The organism is Mesorhizobium sp. M7A.F.Ca.US.011.01.1.1, assembly GCF_003998295.1.
Classification (GTDB): domain Bacteria; phylum Pseudomonadota; class Alphaproteobacteria; order Rhizobiales; family Rhizobiaceae; genus Mesorhizobium.
In genome coordinates this window covers 22,666-37,109 of record NZ_RZRT01000010.1, presented here as the reverse complement: position 1 = coordinate 37,109, position 14,444 = coordinate 22,666, and the positions used below count along the sequence as shown (strand labels likewise).

Below are 14,444 nucleotides of genomic sequence, written 5' to 3'. Positions count from 1 at the left end.
CTCCGCTGGCACGCCTGTTGGTTTCAGGCCTCGCTGCTCGGCGAAGTCTCGGCCCGAATGGTGGCATGGTCAAGAGGAGCCGCCTGCGGCCTTGCGCTGGAGGACTCGCCTAGTCCCCCCGGCAATATCTTGCCCGGGTTCATGATATCGAGCGGATCCAGCGCCTGCTTGATGGTGCGCATGATGTCGACGCCGTGGCCGAGTTCATGGCGCAGGAAGCCGATCTTGCCCTGGCCGATGCCGTGCTCGCCGGTGCAGGTGCCGTCCATGGCGATCGCCCGCATGTTGAGCCGCGCGACGAATTTTTCCGACAGCGCGATCTCCTTGGGATCGTTGACATCCATCAGCACCAGCACGTGAAAATTGCCGTCGCCGGCGTGGCCGACGATCGGCGCGATCAGACCCATCTCGGCGATGTCGGCTTCGGTTTCCATGACGCATTCGGCAAAGCGCGAGATCGGCACGCAGACATCGGTCGACAGCCCCTTGGCACCTGGCCGCAGCGTCAGCGACGACCAGTAGGCGTCATGCCTGGCCTTCCACAGTTTGGTGCGCTCCTCGGCGACGCTGGTCCACAGGAACGGCCCGCCGCCGTTCTCTTCCGCGATCATGCCAAAGGTCTCGGCCTGTTCGGCAACGCCGGCATCGCTGCCGTGGAACTCGACGAACAGGCACGGGCTTTCGGGATAGTCGAGCTTCGAATAGTTCTTCATCGCCCGCATCTGCAGCGCGTTGACCAGTTCGATGCGCGCCACCGGAATGCCCATCTGGATCGTCGCGATGACAGCATTGCAGGCCGCCTCGACGCTCGGAAACGGGCAGACGCCGCCGGAGATCGCCTGCGGGATGCCTTGCAGCCTCAAGGTCAGCGAGGTGATGATGCCGAGCGTGCCTTCCGAGCCGACCAGCAGCCGCGTCAGATCATAGCCGGCCGAGCTCTTTTTCGCCCGCTTGCCGGTCGTCACCGTCTCGCCGTCGGCCATGACGGCGGTCAGCGACAGCACGTTCTCGCGCATCGTGCCGTAGCGCACCGCGTTGGTGCCGGAGGCCCGCGTCGCGGCCATGCCGCCGAGCGAGGCATTGGCGCCGGGGTCGATCGGAAAGAACAATCCGGTGTCGCGCAGGTGCCGGTTCAAATCCTCGCGGGTGACGCCGGGTTCGACCGTGCAGTCGAGATCTTGCGGATTGACCGCAAGGATGCGGTTCATGCGCGAGGTGTCGACCGATATGCCGCCGCCCGGTGCGTTGGTGTGGCCTTCCAGCGAGGAGCCGACGCCAAAGGCGATCACCGGCACGCGGTGCGCGGCACAGGCCCGCACGATCTCCTGCACCTCGGCGGTCGTCTCGGGGAAGGCGACGCCGTCCGGCGCCTGCGTCGGAATATAGGTGGTGGTGTGGGCATGCTGCGAGCGGGTCGCCTGGCCGGTCTGGAATCGCTCGCCAAGCTGCTGCTTGAGGATGCCGAGCACAGCGGCGATGCCCTCCTCGTTGCGTTCGACCGGGTTGAGGTCGCTCAGAGCCATGAATTCCTCCGCGAATGGACCAGCGTCCACGCTTGTTATGCGTCTATGGATGCGTAGTCTCCGGAGCCACGCTCTGTCCAGCGCCAGAACAAGGAAGTTTCGATGCCCATCCCCGCCCCCTTCGTCTCCATGCCCATGGACATCGAGAAGGACTGGATCGACTACAACGGCCATCTCAACATGGCCTATTACAACGTGCTGTTCGACCGCTGCTCGGACGACGCCTTCGAGGCAATGGGCATGGGACCGAACTATGCCAAGGATCGCCGCCTCACCATCTACACGGCCGAAGTCCATGTTTGCTACGTGCAGGAGCTGCACCTCGAGCATCAGGTCACGGTCTCCTTCCAGCTCATCGACCACGACGACAAGCGGCTGCGGGCCTATCAGGAAATCCGCCATGTCGACGGCTGGCTCGCCGCCACCTCCGAATCGCTGTCGCTGCATGTCGACATGTCCGGGCCGAAGGTGGCGCCCTTCCCCGCCGATGTGCTGGCCAGGGTCGAAGCCATGCGCGCCGCCCATTCGGCACTGCCGATGCCGGAACGGGCCGGCCGCTCGATCGGCATCAAACGCAAATAGGTCGACGATCGGACCTCAAAGCCACACCGGCGACCCAAAATCGCGGAACCTTCAAATCCACCGACACCAGTGCTTGAAGCGGCTTGGCGGCCACGTTAACCTTACCAAGGTTTTAACGGGAACAAGCCATTTGAGCCGTTGCGCGACTCAGCGGGTCGGTCGAAAACGATCCGCATCGAGGTAGCGACACGGGCGGCGCGGCGCCGGTTCGAGGAAAGTGCATGAAAACCGACATCAAGGTCGAGGTGGACAGGCTGGCCGCCGATCCGCGCATCACCGACTACGATTTCTGGCGCTCGCTCAAGAACGTCAACAACGAGATCTTCCACATCGCCAACAACAACGAGCCGATCCCGTTCGACATGATCCGCTGGCGCGCCATCCTGAAGCAGGCGCGCATGAAGCGCGGCCACGCATAGGTCCTCTCCCTGTACGTCAAGCCTGGCGCCTCAACGCCGCCAGGGCCGAGCGCGCCACCACCGGCGACGACTGGATGATCGCCGTATTGGTCATCGCATAAGGGATGATGCGGTCGATCACCCGCTCGAGGTCGGCCACCGAGCCGACATGCGCCAGCGCGACGAAACAATCCTCTCCGGTCACGCGATCGCATTGCACGATCTCCGGCAGTTCGCGGATGATCTCGGCCACGACGGCCAGTTGCCCCGGCACCGGCCGGATGCGCAGCCATGCCGACAGCGGCAGGCCGAGTGCCGCCGGGTTGATCCTGACCGAATAGGCCTTGATGACGCCGCTTTCCTGCAGCCGCTTGATGCGCTCTGCCACGCTCGGCGCCGACAGGCCAACCGAGCGTGCCAGCTCCGCCGTGCTGGTGCGCGCGTCCTTCTCCAGCAGACGCAGGATCTTCATATCCGCGACATCGAGGTCGGCACTTTCAGTTCGAAGGCGCTTCATAGGAAATTCCTTGCTTCCGAGAGAAATCTCGCCAGATGAGCCCATCATCACTCATATAAACCGGCAAATATGCCTGCGATACTGATCCGATGGTCGATCAAACGCAAGCTCTCGCGGCAGACCCTGCCCCTGCCAACTCCACCTTCGGCAGGCTGACGGAAAAATTGCCGCCGCATGTCTGGTTCGGCGTCAGCGCCGTCTTCCACTATCTCGGGCCGGCTTTCGCCGTGCTGCTTTTCCCGCATGTCGGCGTGCTCGGCATGGCGTGGCTGCGCATCGCCACGGCAGCACTCATCTTCGCACCACTGACCCGCCCATGGCGAACGTTCGCCCGCGCCGATCGCTCGACAAGGCTGCTGTTGCTGGCCTTCGGCGCCTGTCTGGCGGTGATGAACTGTTCGTTCTACCTGGCGCTCGACCGCCTGCCGATCTCGCTGGTGGCGGCGATCGAATTCGTCGGCACCATCGGCGTCGCGGTGGTCGGCCTCAGGAGCCCGCGCAATCTTGCCGCCCTTGCCGTCGCCGTCGCCGGCACCTTGCTGCTCATCGACGTCAGATGGTCCGATGATCCCATCGGGCTGTTCTGGGCCTTCCTCAACGGCGCGCTGTTTGTCGGCTACATCGTGCTCGGCCACCGCGTCGCCGCTTCGGGCGCAGGCAGCGGCATTGCCGGCCTGGGTGCCGCCATGGCGATCGCTTTCGTGGTCGTGCTGCCGATTGGCTTCACCGATGCGCTGCCCGCCTTTTTCTCACCATTGCTGCTGCTCGCCGCCATCGGCGTCGGCATCTGCTCGTCGGTTATCCCCTACATCTGCGACCAGCTCGCCATGTCGCGGCTGCCACGCGCGAGCTTCGCGCTGATGCTGTCGCTGCTGCCCGTCACCGCGACGCTGATCGGCGTCGTCGTGCTGCGCCAGATTCCAAGTTTTGCCGACTGCCTCGGCATTGCGCTGGTGGTCGCCGGCGTCGCTTTCCACAAGCCGGCGAACACGGATTAGACGGGTGCCCTACGCCAATTTCTGCTTGAGGAAGGCGATCGTTCTGCCCCAGGCCAGGTCGGCCGCCTTCTTGTCGTAGCGCGCTGCCGACGTGTCGTTGTTGAAGGCATGGTTGGCGCCTTCATAGACATAGACCGTGTATTCGACATGCGCCGCGTCGAGTTCCTTCTTGAAGGCGTCGATGCCGGCATTGATGCGCTCGTCCAGTCCGCCATAGTGCAGCAGCAAGGCCGCCTTGATCTTGGACATATCGGCGGCCTTCGGCTGCATGCCGTAATAGGCAACGCCGGCACTGAGATCGGGGGCGTTGATGGCCAGCATGTTGACCGTGCCGCCACCCCAGCAGAAGCCGATGGCGCCGACCTTGCCGTTGCCGTCTTTGTCGCTCTTGAGAAAAGCGACGGTCGCGACACCGTCGGCGATGGTCTGTGCCGGATCGAGCTTGGCGAACATGTCGCGCGCCTTGTCTTCATCGGTTGGGGTTCCGCCGAGCGGCGACAGAAAATCCGGCGCCAGCGCCACGAACCCCTCCAGCGCCACGCGTCGCGTCACATCGCGGATATGCGGGTTGAGCCCCCTGTTCTCATGCACGACGATCACCGTGCCGAGCTTGCCCGTCTTGTCCGCCGGCTTGACCAGATAGCCCTTCATCTCGCCGCTGCCGCCGGGATAGCTGATGTCCTCGCCCTTCACCCGCGGATCGTTGTCGGCGACAACAGCCGCTTGCGCCGAATTTGCCGCCAGAAGCGGCGCGATCGCGGCCGCCGCCGCTCCCGATCCGGCAAGCCGGGTCAACTGCTCCATGAACCGGCGGCGATCGAGCGTCAGATGCGTATATTCGTCATAGGCATCGATCATCGCCTGGGTGATGGCGGGTTTGGCGTCGGGTTTCGTCATGGAAGAGTTCCTCTGCTTCGGGCTTCAATTCCCCAGCTACATAGGGACCAAGCCGGCATGATCCAGTCGACCACTCATCGTCCAGTCGAGCACTCATCACGGCCGCCGATTGCCTCAGGGCGTAGGCCGCTGGCCGCGCCCAGGCAGTAAAGCCGGTGCCATGCGCGGCCTTCTCATCACTTTTTGGTCATTGGCGACAAATCCTGCTGGCGCTGCCACAATAGTGAGGGAAGGTGCTATCGACGGTATCTTGGCCGCGTGCCCACACGTCAGACCCAGAAGGAAGCGATGACCATGACCATGCCTTCCCCGATCCTCGCCAGCGCGGTCGTCCTTGCGGCGGCCGCCGCTTTGGACCTACGCGCGATGGTTGTGAATGCAGGCAGACGATCGTTGATCAGGGTCCGCACTGAGCGGAACCGCAACACGAAAACCCAGGGTTGAGGTGACGCCATGAACGTCCAGGACATCGTCAATACCGTTTCGCAGAAGGCGGGCCTCGACCAGGCGACGACGGAGAAAGTCGTCGGCACCATTTTCTCGGTGCTCGAACACGAGGCGGAAGGCACAAGCGCCTCGGCGTTCTTCGCCAAGATCCCCGGCGCCGACGACCTCGCCCATCAATATGACGTCATGGCCGCCGCTCCGGCCGGCGGTGGCGGTTTTCTGTCGTCGTTGCAGGGCGCGCTTGGCGGCATTCTCGGCGAGAAGGCCGGCGCGCTGATCAACGGCATCGCCGCGCTCAAGGCATCCGGGCTCGATATGGCGCAAATCCAGAAGGCCGGCGCGACGCTGATCCAGCAGGCCGAAGCCGCCGCCGGTCCCGACCTGACCAACAAGGTGCTCGGCTCGGTGCCCAGCCTGAAGGGCCATCTGGGGATCGGCTGATCGACAACGGGCCGATCGGAAGATTTCCTGCCTCTCATCGCCCAGTCGGGCACTTCTCCCCGTCACTATACGGGGAAAAGACACCGGCACAGATGAGGGGCGGCGCGACCTCTGAAAGATCGCGTTACCCTGTCGTCCCTACTTCGGCAGCGCGTAGGCCATCACATAATCCCCAGGCTTGGTGCCGACTGAACCGTGGCCGCCGGCGACGATGACCACGAACTGGCGGCCGTCGGCCACCGTATAGGTCATCGGCGTCGATTGCCCGCCGGCCGGCAGCCGCGCCTGCCACAGCTGCTTGCCCGACGTCAGGTCGTAGGCGCGCAGATAGTCGTCGACCGCGGCCCCCAGGAAGGCGACGCCGCCAGCCGTGATCATCGGCCCGCCAATGCCCGGCACCCCGACTTTCAGCGGCAGCGGCAGCGGCGTCATATCGTAGACGGTGCCGTTGCGGTGCTTGTAGGCGATCTTGCCGGTCCTGAGATCGGCGCCGGCGACATAGCCCCAGGGCGGCGCCTGGCAAGGAATGCCGAGCGGCGACAGGAACGGCCCCATCACCACCGCATAGGGCGCGCCCTCGTTGCGGTTCAGCCCCTGCTCGCTGCCGCGCCCCTCGTCCGGCGGCGGCACCTGATCGCGCGGGATCAACTGCGATTTGAACGCCAGGTAGGTCGGCATGCCGAACAGCACCTGCCGGACCGGATCGACGGCGACGCCGCCCCAGTTGAAGGTGCCGAAATTGCCGGGGTAGATCAGCGAGCCCTGGACGGAAGGCGGCGTATAGCGTCCCTCATAGCGCAGGCCCTGGAATTCGATCCGGCAGGCCAACTGGTCGAACATGGTTAGGCCCCACATGTCGGCGCCGGTGAGCGGCTTCGGCATGAAGGTAAGATCGGAGACCGGCTGCGTCGGCGATGTGTGGTCGCCTTCGATCGCGCCGCCGGGCGCCGGCACTTCGTTGACCGCAATGACCGGCTCGCCGGTGCGGCGGTCGAGCACATAGAGGTCGCCCTGCTTGGTCGGCCCGACCAGCGCCGGCACCACCGTGCCGTCGGGTTTGGTGATGTCGATCAGGCTCGGCTGTGCCGGTACGTCCATGTCCCAGAGATCGTGGTGCACGGTCTGCCGCACCCAGCGCACCTGCCCGGTGTTGAGGTCGAGCGCGGTGATCGACGACGAGAACTTCTCGACATTGGCGCTGCGCCCGGCGCCGAGCTGGTCCGGCGTCTGGTTGCCGAGCGGCACGTAGAGCAGGCCGAGCTTCTCGTCGGCGCTCGGCGTCGACCACATGTTGGGCGAGTTGGCGGTATAGGTCTGGCCGGCCGGCAGCGGCGTCGTCTGGTCCGGATTGCCGGAATCCCAGTTCCACACCAGCGCGCCGGTGGCAGCGTCGTAGGCGCGGATGACACCAGACGGCTCCTGCGTCGAATAATTGTCGTTGACCGCGCCGCCGACGATGATCTTGCCGCCTGATATCAGCGGCGCCGAGGTCGAGTAATAATAGCCCGACTTCGGATAGGGCATGTTGGCCAGAAGATTCAGCGTGCCGCCCTCGGCAAAAGCCGGGCAGACCTGCCCGTTGGCGGCGTCGAGCGCGATCAGCCGCGCATCCGAGGTCGGCAGGTAGACGCGGGTCGCACAGGGCTGCCCGGCGGCGCCGGCGGCATCGGCATAATAGGCCACGCCGCGGCAGGTCTGGTGCTGGCGGTCCTTGTCGAGCTTGACCTTGGGATCGAAGCGCCATTTCTCCTTGCCGCTCGCGGCATCGATGGCGATGGCGAAATTATGCGGCGTGCAGATGTAGAGCGTGTCGCCGATCTTCAGCGGCGTCACCTGATAGGTGGTCTCGCCGACATCGTCCGGTCCCTTCACGTCGCCAGTCCGGTAGGTCCAGGCAGGCTGCAGCTTGGCGACATTGTCCGGTGTGATCTGGTCGAGCGGCGAATAGCGCTGGCCGAACTGCGTGCGGCCGTAATAATGCCATTCGCCGGCCGGCACATCATTGCCGAGATTGGCGTTGGCGACCACCTTGTCGGTGCCGAGTTCGCCGGCAATGTCCTTCGGATCTGAAGTCATCGAATAACCGGCGACGGCAAGCGATGCCAGCACGGCAAGGATCAGCGGTGCGCGTGCGTCAGGGCCGACAAGACCCCGCCTCGCCCACGGGGTCAGCAGCCACAAAGCGAGAAGCACGATGATGCCGCCGCGCGGTCCGAGTTCCCACCAGTCGAAGCCGGTTTCCCAGACCGCCCAGGCCAGCGTGCCGAGCACGATCACCGCGTAGAGCCACAGTGCGGTGGACCTGCGCCGGTAGAGCAGCCAGGCGGCGATCAGGAAGGCAAGGCCGGCAACGACATAGTACCAGCTGCCGCCCAGCATCGCCAGGCGGATGCCGCCGCCGCCGAGTGCCAGGCCGATGAGGAAAAGAATGAGGGAGGTGATGGTGACAGCCAAGATGATACTCCTTCGACTGTTGCGCTTCGCGGCGCGGCCATGGCAACCCGGCATTGCGTCGCTGCCCGAAGCACAACTTTCTCCTGACGATCCCGCCTGTCAAGCACGGGCCTCAAGCGCAAGCCGCAATGGTCCATCGCAATTGGGATAACATCGACCGCAGTGGGAGCGCGGGGCAGCAATCGGGCACTTTAGCGGAACAAAACGTAGACAGTTCTGGTCTTTCCCCACCGAATCACTACATTCGGGGCAATGTCCGGCTTTTCCGAAGACATGCCCTTTTTCGACGAACCCAATGCGCGGCCCACGGCCCCGTCGGGCATCGGCGCGCGCGCCATGGCTGCCCGCAGCGGACACAACAACGCGCCCGACTATCTGAAGGGGCTGAACCCCGAGCAGCGGCTGGCGGTGGAAACCACCGAAGGCCCGGTTCTGGTGCTGGCCGGAGCCGGCACCGGCAAGACCCGCGTGCTCACCACCCGCATCGCCCACATCCTCGCCACCGGCAAGGCGTTCCCGTCGCAGATCCTCGCGGTGACCTTCACCAACAAGGCCGCGCGCGAGATGAAGATCCGCATCGGCGTGCTGATCGGCGAAGGCAATGTCGAGGGCATGCCATGGCTCGGCACCTTCCACTCGATTGGCGTGAAGCTGCTTCGCCGCCATGCCGAACTCGCCGGTTTGCGCTCCGACTTCACCATCCTCGACACCGACGACGTCGTGCGGCTGATCAAGCAGCTGATCCAGGCCGAGGGTCTGGACGACAAGCGCTGGCCGGCCAAGCAGTTCGCCCAGATGATCGACGGCTGGAAGAACAAGGGGCAAGGCCCGGCCGACATCGCCGAGGGCGACGCCCGCGCCTTCGCCAACGGCAAGGGCCGCGAACTCTACAAGGCCTATCAGGAGCGGCTGAAGACGCTGAACGCCTGCGATTTCGGCGACCTCCTGTGCCACCCGATCCGCATCTTCCGCGCCAATCCGGACGTGCTGAAGGAATACCACAAGCGCTTCAAATACATCCTCGTCGACGAGTACCAGGACACCAACACCGCCCAGTACATGTGGCTGCGGCTCCTGGCGCAGCGGCCCGATGCCGGGCGCGCGTCGACATCGACGGACCTGCGATCGGCCGAAGGCCGCAAGCCCGACCGGGCGTCGGCCGGCCAGGCCGCCCCCGTGGAGGCCAGCGAGCGAAGCTCGCGTGCGGCCGTGAGCGACAACAAAGTCAACATCTGCTGCGTCGGCGACGACGACCAATCCATCTATGGCTGGCGCGGCGCCGAGATCGACAACATCCTGCGCTTCGACAAGGATTTCCCCGGCGCCACCATCATCCGGCTGGAGCGCAACTACCGCTCGACCGCGCATATCCTTGGCGCGGCCTCCCACCTCATCGCCCACAATGAGGGTCGCTTCGGCAAGACGCTGTTCACCGACCGCAACGAGCCGGAGGACGGCAAGGTGCATGTCCACGCCGCTTGGGATTCCGAGGAGGAAGCCCGCGCCGTCGGCGAGACGATCGAGACCTACCAGCGGCAAAAGCACAATCTCAACGACATGGCGATCCTGGTCCGCGCCTCCTTCCAGATGCGCGAGTTCGAGGACCGCTTCGTCACGCTCGGCCTCAACTACCGCGTCATCGGCGGCCCCCGCTTCTACGAGCGCATGGAAATCCGCGATGCGCTCGCCTTCTTCCGCGTCGTCGCGCAAGGCGCCGACGACCTCGCTTTTGAGCGCATCGTCAATGTGCCGAAGCGCGGCCTGGGTGAAGCCACCATCCGCCAGATCCACGACACCGCCCGTGCGTTGCGCATCCCGATGCTGGAAGCCGCCGCCAAGCTGGCCGAAAGCGACGAGTTGAAGCCGAAGCCGCGCGCGGCACTGCGCGAGGTCGCGGCCAATTTCGAGCGCTGGCAGAAGGCGCTGGAAACCACGCCGCATACCGAACTCGCCGAGACCATTCTCGAAGAGAGCGGCTACACCGACATGTGGAAGAACGACCGCTCGGTCGAAGCCCCCGGCCGGCTGGAGAACCTCAAAGAGCTGATCCGCTCCATGGAGGAGTACGAATCGCTGCGCTCCTTCCTTGAGCATGTAGCACTGGTCATGGACGCCGAGCAGAATGCCGGGCTCGACGCCGTCTCGATCATGACGCTGCATTCCGCCAAAGGGCTCGAATTCGAGACTGTCTTCCTGCCCGGCTGGGAGGAAGGCCTGTTCCCGCATCAGCGCGCGCTGGACGAAGGCGGCCGCTCCGGACTGGAGGAAGAGCGCCGGCTCGCCTATGTCGGCCTGACCCGCGCCAAGAAGAACCTGCATCTGTGGTTCGTCTCCAACCGCCGCATCCACGGCCTGTGGCAGTCGACCATCCCGTCGCGCTTTCTCGACGAACTGCCGGAAGCCCATGTCGAGGTCGCCGAAAGCGGCAACAGCTACGGCGGCTACGGCAATTCCTACGGCGGCGGTTCTTTTGCCTCCGGCCGTGGCGGCCAGGGGGCAGGACGGCAGAACCCCTATGGCGCCTCGCGCTTCGACAATGTCGGCGCCGACACCGAAAAATCCGGCGCCTTCTCCAACACCTATGCGACGCCGGGCTGGCAGCGCGCCCAGGCCAACCGCACCGAGGCCACCGACCGCAACTGGGGCTCGCGCTCCGGCCATCAGGTCGAGCGCATCGGCTATGGCGAGACGGACTCCGGCTACGGCGCCGGCCGCACCTCGGTCAAAGGCCGCACCATCGACGGCGAACTGGTCGCCAAATCCGTCTCCGACACACCCTCCGCCTTCAACGTCGGCGACCGCGTCTTCCACCAGAAATTCGGCAACGGCAACATCTCGGCCATCGAAGGCAATAAGCTGACCATCGACTTCGACAAGGCCGGCCAGAAACGCGTGCTGGACGGGTTCGTCGCGGCGGTGTGAAGATGGCGCTTTCCCGGCGGAAGCCCCACCTTCGTCATCCACGGGCGAAGCAAGGAGCGTAGCGACGCGGCGCAGACCCGAGGATCCATGCCGGGACTCAAACGCGTCACCACGGTGCAGAATTCTGCTCCGCTGCATTCCTGGGCGAAGGTCGCGGCATGGATCCTCGGGTCTTCGCGACGGAGCTGCGCTCCTGCTTCGCCCGTGGATGACGAAGTGATTGATGTCTCCGCCAATCGTCAAGGCATGCGGTCCGCCAACGAAACAATCCCCTCACCGATACCTTGCCTGGTTCCATTTATGCCCCAGCAGCGACAGGATGATGATCAGGCCGTTGAAGAACTGCACGTAGAAGCCGCTCAACCCCGCCGCGACGACGCCGGTCTGGATGAAGGACACGGTGACCGCGCCGATAGCGCCGCCGACCACGGTGCCGATGCCGCCCCAGGTCGGCGTGCCGCCGACGAACACCGAGGCCAGCACCGGCAGCAAATAGCCGTCGCCGGCGGTCGGCCACCAGGTGAAGTTGATCATCACCGAGAAGGTGCCGGCGAGCGCCGCACCGATGCCGACGAAGACGAACACTTTCACCCGCACGCGCTTGACGTCGATGCCCATCTGCTGGGCGCTGTCGGGGTTGTCGCCCACCACCCTCACCTGCGCACCGAAGCGATGGCGGTTGTAGAGCATCGCCGACAGCACTACGAAGCCGATGGCCCAGAAGATCTGCACCGGAATGCCCAGGAGCTGGCTTGAGAAGATCGTGTAGGCCCAGCTGTCGCTGAGGCTGGTCAGCGCCATCGACTTGCCTTCGTTGATGATCTGGATCAGGCCGCGCAGCAGGAAATTCATGCCGAGCGTGGCGATCAGCGACGACAGTCCGCCATAGACGACCAGCGAGCCTACCAGGAAGCCGAGCAGCATGCCGGTGACGAGCGCCGCGGCGATGCCGAGGAACGGATCGTAGCCGGCCTGCACGACCAGCGCGAAGACCCATGAGGCAAAACCCATTGTTGCCGGAAACGACAGGTCGATCTCGCCGCAGGTGACGACGAAGACCAGCGGCACCACTACGAACAGCGCCACCGGCAGCGTCGTCAGCACCGAGCGGTAGAGATACCAGGTGGTGAAGACGGTCGGGTTGGCGATCATGAACACCGCCATCATGACGATGAACACGGCGAGCGTGCCGAGCGCGGCACGGTTGTCGAGAATGAAGCCGCGCATCCAGTGATCGGATGGGTGTTTCCACTCTTTCTGGGCACTGGGGCGGGGAATGCCGGCGGACGGCTCGTGCAGGTCGGGCTCCATGGTCTTGCTCATCGTGCTCTCTGCTCCGCGTCGCCGGCATCGTGCAGCCCGGCCAATCCGCCGGGATGCGCGACCTCTTCCATGAAGTTGATGAGATCTTCGGCCGACTTGACCTCGCTGCGGTCGGTCGTCAGTGCGACCTTGCCACGGTCGAGCACGACGAAGCGGTCGGCGATGTCGAAGACATGATGGATGTTGTGGCCGATGAACAGGATCGAGCGGCCGCTCGCCCGCACCTGGCGCACGAAATGGAACACCTTGGCGGTTTCCGTCAGCGACAGCGCCGTCGTCGGTTCGTCGAGGACGATCAGCTCGGCCTGCTTGTAGATGGCGCGGGCGATCGCCACGCCCTGGCGTTCGCCGCCCGAAAGCTGGCCGACGATCGACTGCGGCGTGAACACTTTCGAGGTGAAGCCGATCTCGCGCATCAGCCGGCTTGCCTCCTCTATTTCCTTGTTGACCCTGAGAAAGCCCATGAAGCCGGTCAGCTCTCGGCCCATGAAGATGTTGCGAACGATGGTCTGCTGCACGGCCAGCGCCCGGTCCTGGAACACCGTCTCGATGCCGGCCTCGCGGGAACGCGCGGCGCTCCATCCGGTCACCGGCTTGCCGCGCACGAGGATTTCGCCGCTGGTCGGCTTGACGACGCCCGAGAGGATCTTGATCAGCGTCGACTTGCCGGCGCCATTGTCGCCGAGCAGGCCGACGACCTCGCCGCGGTCGACGCTGAGATTGACCCCGCCCAGCGCATAGACCTGGCCATAGGATTTGCTGATGTCGCGCAGTTCGATGAGGCGTTCTGCCATCGGATCCTCGCCTTGAGTGTCACTTGCCGGCTTCGTCGCCAGCGGTCCCGCCGGCCGGGGCCTGAGATCCCGGCCGGCGGCTTGGGAGGTCAGCGCAGCGCCTGCTTGGCGAGCTCGGCGACGATCTCGTAATTTTCGGGCGTGACGAAGCCGGCGCCGGTGTCGGCATTCATCGGCGCCAGCCCCAGCACCACCTGCTGGCAGAGGCTGAGGATCGGCAGATAGCCCTGCAGGAACGGCTGCTGGTCGGCGGTCAATTGCACCCAGCCGCCCTTAAAACCCTCGACGATCTGCGGGCTGGTGTCGAAACCGAAATTGAATATCTCGCCCGCCTTGCGTCCGGCCGCCTGCATGTAGGTCGAGACATTGCCGAGCATCTGCCCGCCGGGATAGCCGACCGCCTTGACGTCGGGATTGTTGAGCAGCGCCGCGGTGATCACCGGAATGGCCAGATTGGGATCGGACGCCCATTCGCCGCTCGGCGGTGAGGACAGCTGGATGACCTCGACGCCGGCTTCCTTGAGCGCTGCCACCGTGCCGCGCTCGCGCGCGCCGCGGGCCTCATTCTCGAACGGGCCGATCATGATCGCCTTGTCGCCGGCCTTCAGCTTGCCCAGCTTGAATGCCTCGGCGCCGAGCGCGCGGCCCTGTTGCTCCTGCTGGGCGCCGACATAGCCGCCGCCGAACGCCGCCGTCACCTTCGGCACCGGTACGTTCTGATACATCATCTTGATGCCGTCCTTGTGCGCCTGTTCGGCGAGCGGCATGATCGACGCGTCGCCGGGGTGGCCCATCATGGCGATGCCGTTGGGCTTGACCGCAATGGCCTCGCGCAGTTGCTGCACCATCTTTTCGATGTCCCACTGGGAGAAGATGTAGTCGACCTTCGGCCCGAGATCGGCCTCTGCCTGCTTGGCGCCATTGTAGACGATGGTGCCGAAAGCGTCGCCCTCGGCGCCGCCGACGAAGAAGCGGATGTGGACATCCTTGCACCACTTGGCGTCGAGCGCCTGCGCGGGCAAGGTGGAGATCGCAGCGGCAAGCACCGTGGCGGCGGCCACGACGGTCGAGCGCAGAACTGTCCTTCTCATCGTCATGCTCATGCACTTATCCTCCCTTTTTGTCCTCGCAAGCGAGGGGTTTCGACA

General features: G+C 64.9%; 12 protein-coding genes. 5 read left to right on the top strand and 7 right to left on the bottom strand.

The features are described 5' to 3' along the window. Nucleotides 1–23: 23 nt before the first annotated feature. Complete coding sequence (locus tag EOA13_RS13180) at nt 24–1,523, bottom strand: FAD-linked oxidase C-terminal domain-containing protein (RefSeq protein ID WP_245490369.1); 1,500 nt, start codon at nt 1,521–1,523, stop codon at nt 24–26. Nucleotides 1,524–1,625: 102 nt separating this feature from the next. On the opposite strand from EOA13_RS13180, the gene EOA13_RS13175 reads away from it, so the two are divergent. Further along, nucleotides 1,626–2,105: a thioesterase family protein gene (locus EOA13_RS13175; RefSeq protein ID WP_127293077.1), complete on the top strand. Its 480-nt coding sequence runs from the start codon at nt 1,626–1,628 to the stop codon at nt 2,103–2,105. A 221-nt stretch (nt 2,106–2,326) separates the two neighbouring features. Beyond that, the gene (locus EOA13_RS13170) at nt 2,327–2,524 is read left to right on the top strand and encodes a hypothetical protein (protein WP_013531006.1); all 198 of its coding nucleotides are present in this window, start codon (nt 2,327–2,329) and stop codon (nt 2,522–2,524) included. A gap of 16 nt (nt 2,525–2,540) precedes the next feature. On the opposite strand, the gene EOA13_RS13165 is transcribed toward EOA13_RS13170, so the two are convergent. Further along, on the bottom strand, nt 2,541–3,020 hold the full coding sequence (locus EOA13_RS13165) for an Lrp/AsnC family transcriptional regulator (protein ID WP_127293075.1): 480 nt from the start codon (nt 3,018–3,020) through the stop codon (nt 2,541–2,543). A gap of 89 nt (nt 3,021–3,109) precedes the next feature. Here EOA13_RS13165 and EOA13_RS13160 point away from each other — a divergent pair, with 89 nt between their 5' ends. Beyond that, complete coding sequence (locus EOA13_RS13160; RefSeq protein ID WP_127293073.1) at nt 3,110–4,018, top strand: DMT family transporter; 909 nt, start codon at nt 3,110–3,112, stop codon at nt 4,016–4,018. A 9-nt stretch (nt 4,019–4,027) separates the two neighbouring features. Here EOA13_RS13160 and EOA13_RS13155 read toward each other — a convergent pair whose 3' ends face one another. Next, nucleotides 4,028–4,915 carry a dienelactone hydrolase family protein gene (locus EOA13_RS13155; RefSeq protein WP_127293071.1) on the bottom strand — a complete coding sequence of 296 codons (888 nt, stop codon included), beginning with the start codon at nt 4,913–4,915 and terminating at the stop codon, nt 4,028–4,030. A 453-nt stretch (nt 4,916–5,368) separates the two neighbouring features. Here EOA13_RS13155 and EOA13_RS13145 point away from each other — a divergent pair, with 453 nt between their 5' ends. Next, nucleotides 5,369–5,803, top strand: a complete 435-nt coding sequence (locus EOA13_RS13145; RefSeq protein WP_127293069.1) for a hypothetical protein — start codon at nt 5,369–5,371, stop codon at nt 5,801–5,803. A gap of 138 nt (nt 5,804–5,941) precedes the next feature. Here the strand turns inward: EOA13_RS13145 and EOA13_RS13140 are convergent, their stop codons facing one another. Further along, nucleotides 5,942–8,257 (bottom strand): glucose/quinate/shikimate family membrane-bound PQQ-dependent dehydrogenase, encoded by a 2,316-nt coding sequence (locus EOA13_RS13140; RefSeq protein WP_127293067.1) that lies wholly within the window; start codon nt 8,255–8,257, stop codon nt 5,942–5,944. Between the two features lie 252 nt (nt 8,258–8,509). Here EOA13_RS13140 and EOA13_RS13135 point away from each other — a divergent pair, with 252 nt between their 5' ends. Next, nucleotides 8,510–11,179, top strand: coding sequence for a UvrD-helicase domain-containing protein (locus tag EOA13_RS13135; RefSeq protein ID WP_127293065.1), 2,670 nt, complete (start codon nt 8,510–8,512; stop codon nt 11,177–11,179). Between the two features lie 273 nt (nt 11,180–11,452). On the opposite strand, the gene EOA13_RS13130 is transcribed toward EOA13_RS13135, so the two are convergent. The 3 genes from EOA13_RS13130 to EOA13_RS13120 form a co-directional block, all read right to left on the bottom strand. Then, nucleotides 11,453–12,502, bottom strand: coding sequence for an ABC transporter permease (locus EOA13_RS13130; protein WP_127293063.1), 1,050 nt, complete (start codon nt 12,500–12,502; stop codon nt 11,453–11,455). After that, nucleotides 12,499–13,296 carry an ATP-binding cassette domain-containing protein gene (locus EOA13_RS13125; protein ID WP_013530993.1) on the bottom strand — a complete coding sequence of 266 codons (798 nt, stop codon included), beginning with the start codon at nt 13,294–13,296 and terminating at the stop codon, nt 12,499–12,501. The genes EOA13_RS13130 and EOA13_RS13125 overlap by 4 nt, the downstream gene beginning before the upstream one ends. A gap of 89 nt (nt 13,297–13,385) precedes the next feature. Then, nucleotides 13,386–14,399, bottom strand: coding sequence for a substrate-binding domain-containing protein (locus EOA13_RS13120; protein ID WP_127293061.1), 1,014 nt, complete (start codon nt 14,397–14,399; stop codon nt 13,386–13,388). Nucleotides 14,400–14,444: the final 45 nt, after the last annotated feature.

What these genes read in the sequence shown, in the direction of transcription:
- EOA13_RS13180 (WP_245490369.1), bottom strand. Translation starts at nt 1,523, where the DNA reads ATGGCTCTGAGCGACCTCAACCCGGTCGAACGCAACGAGGAGGGCATC.
- EOA13_RS13175 (WP_127293077.1), top strand. Translation starts at nt 1,626, where the DNA reads ATGCCCATCCCCGCCCCCTTCGTCTCCATGCCCATGGACATCGAGAAG.
- EOA13_RS13170 (WP_013531006.1), top strand. Translation starts at nt 2,327, where the DNA reads ATGAAAACCGACATCAAGGTCGAGGTGGACAGGCTGGCCGCCGATCCG.
- EOA13_RS13165 (WP_127293075.1), bottom strand. Translation starts at nt 3,020, where the DNA reads ATGAAGCGCCTTCGAACTGAAAGTGCCGACCTCGATGTCGCGGATATG.
- EOA13_RS13160 (WP_127293073.1), top strand. Translation starts at nt 3,110, where the DNA reads ATGGTCGATCAAACGCAAGCTCTCGCGGCAGACCCTGCCCCTGCCAAC.
- EOA13_RS13155 (WP_127293071.1), bottom strand. Translation starts at nt 4,915, where the DNA reads ATGACGAAACCCGACGCCAAACCCGCCATCACCCAGGCGATGATCGAT.
- EOA13_RS13145 (WP_127293069.1), top strand. Translation starts at nt 5,369, where the DNA reads ATGAACGTCCAGGACATCGTCAATACCGTTTCGCAGAAGGCGGGCCTC.
- EOA13_RS13135 (WP_127293065.1), top strand. Translation starts at nt 8,510, where the DNA reads ATGTCCGGCTTTTCCGAAGACATGCCCTTTTTCGACGAACCCAATGCG.
- EOA13_RS13130 (WP_127293063.1), bottom strand. Translation starts at nt 12,502, where the DNA reads ATGAGCAAGACCATGGAGCCCGACCTGCACGAGCCGTCCGCCGGCATT.
- EOA13_RS13125 (WP_013530993.1), bottom strand. Translation starts at nt 13,296, where the DNA reads ATGGCAGAACGCCTCATCGAACTGCGCGACATCAGCAAATCCTATGGC.
- EOA13_RS13120 (WP_127293061.1), bottom strand. Translation starts at nt 14,399, where the DNA reads ATGAGCATGACGATGAGAAGGACAGTTCTGCGCTCGACCGTCGTGGCC.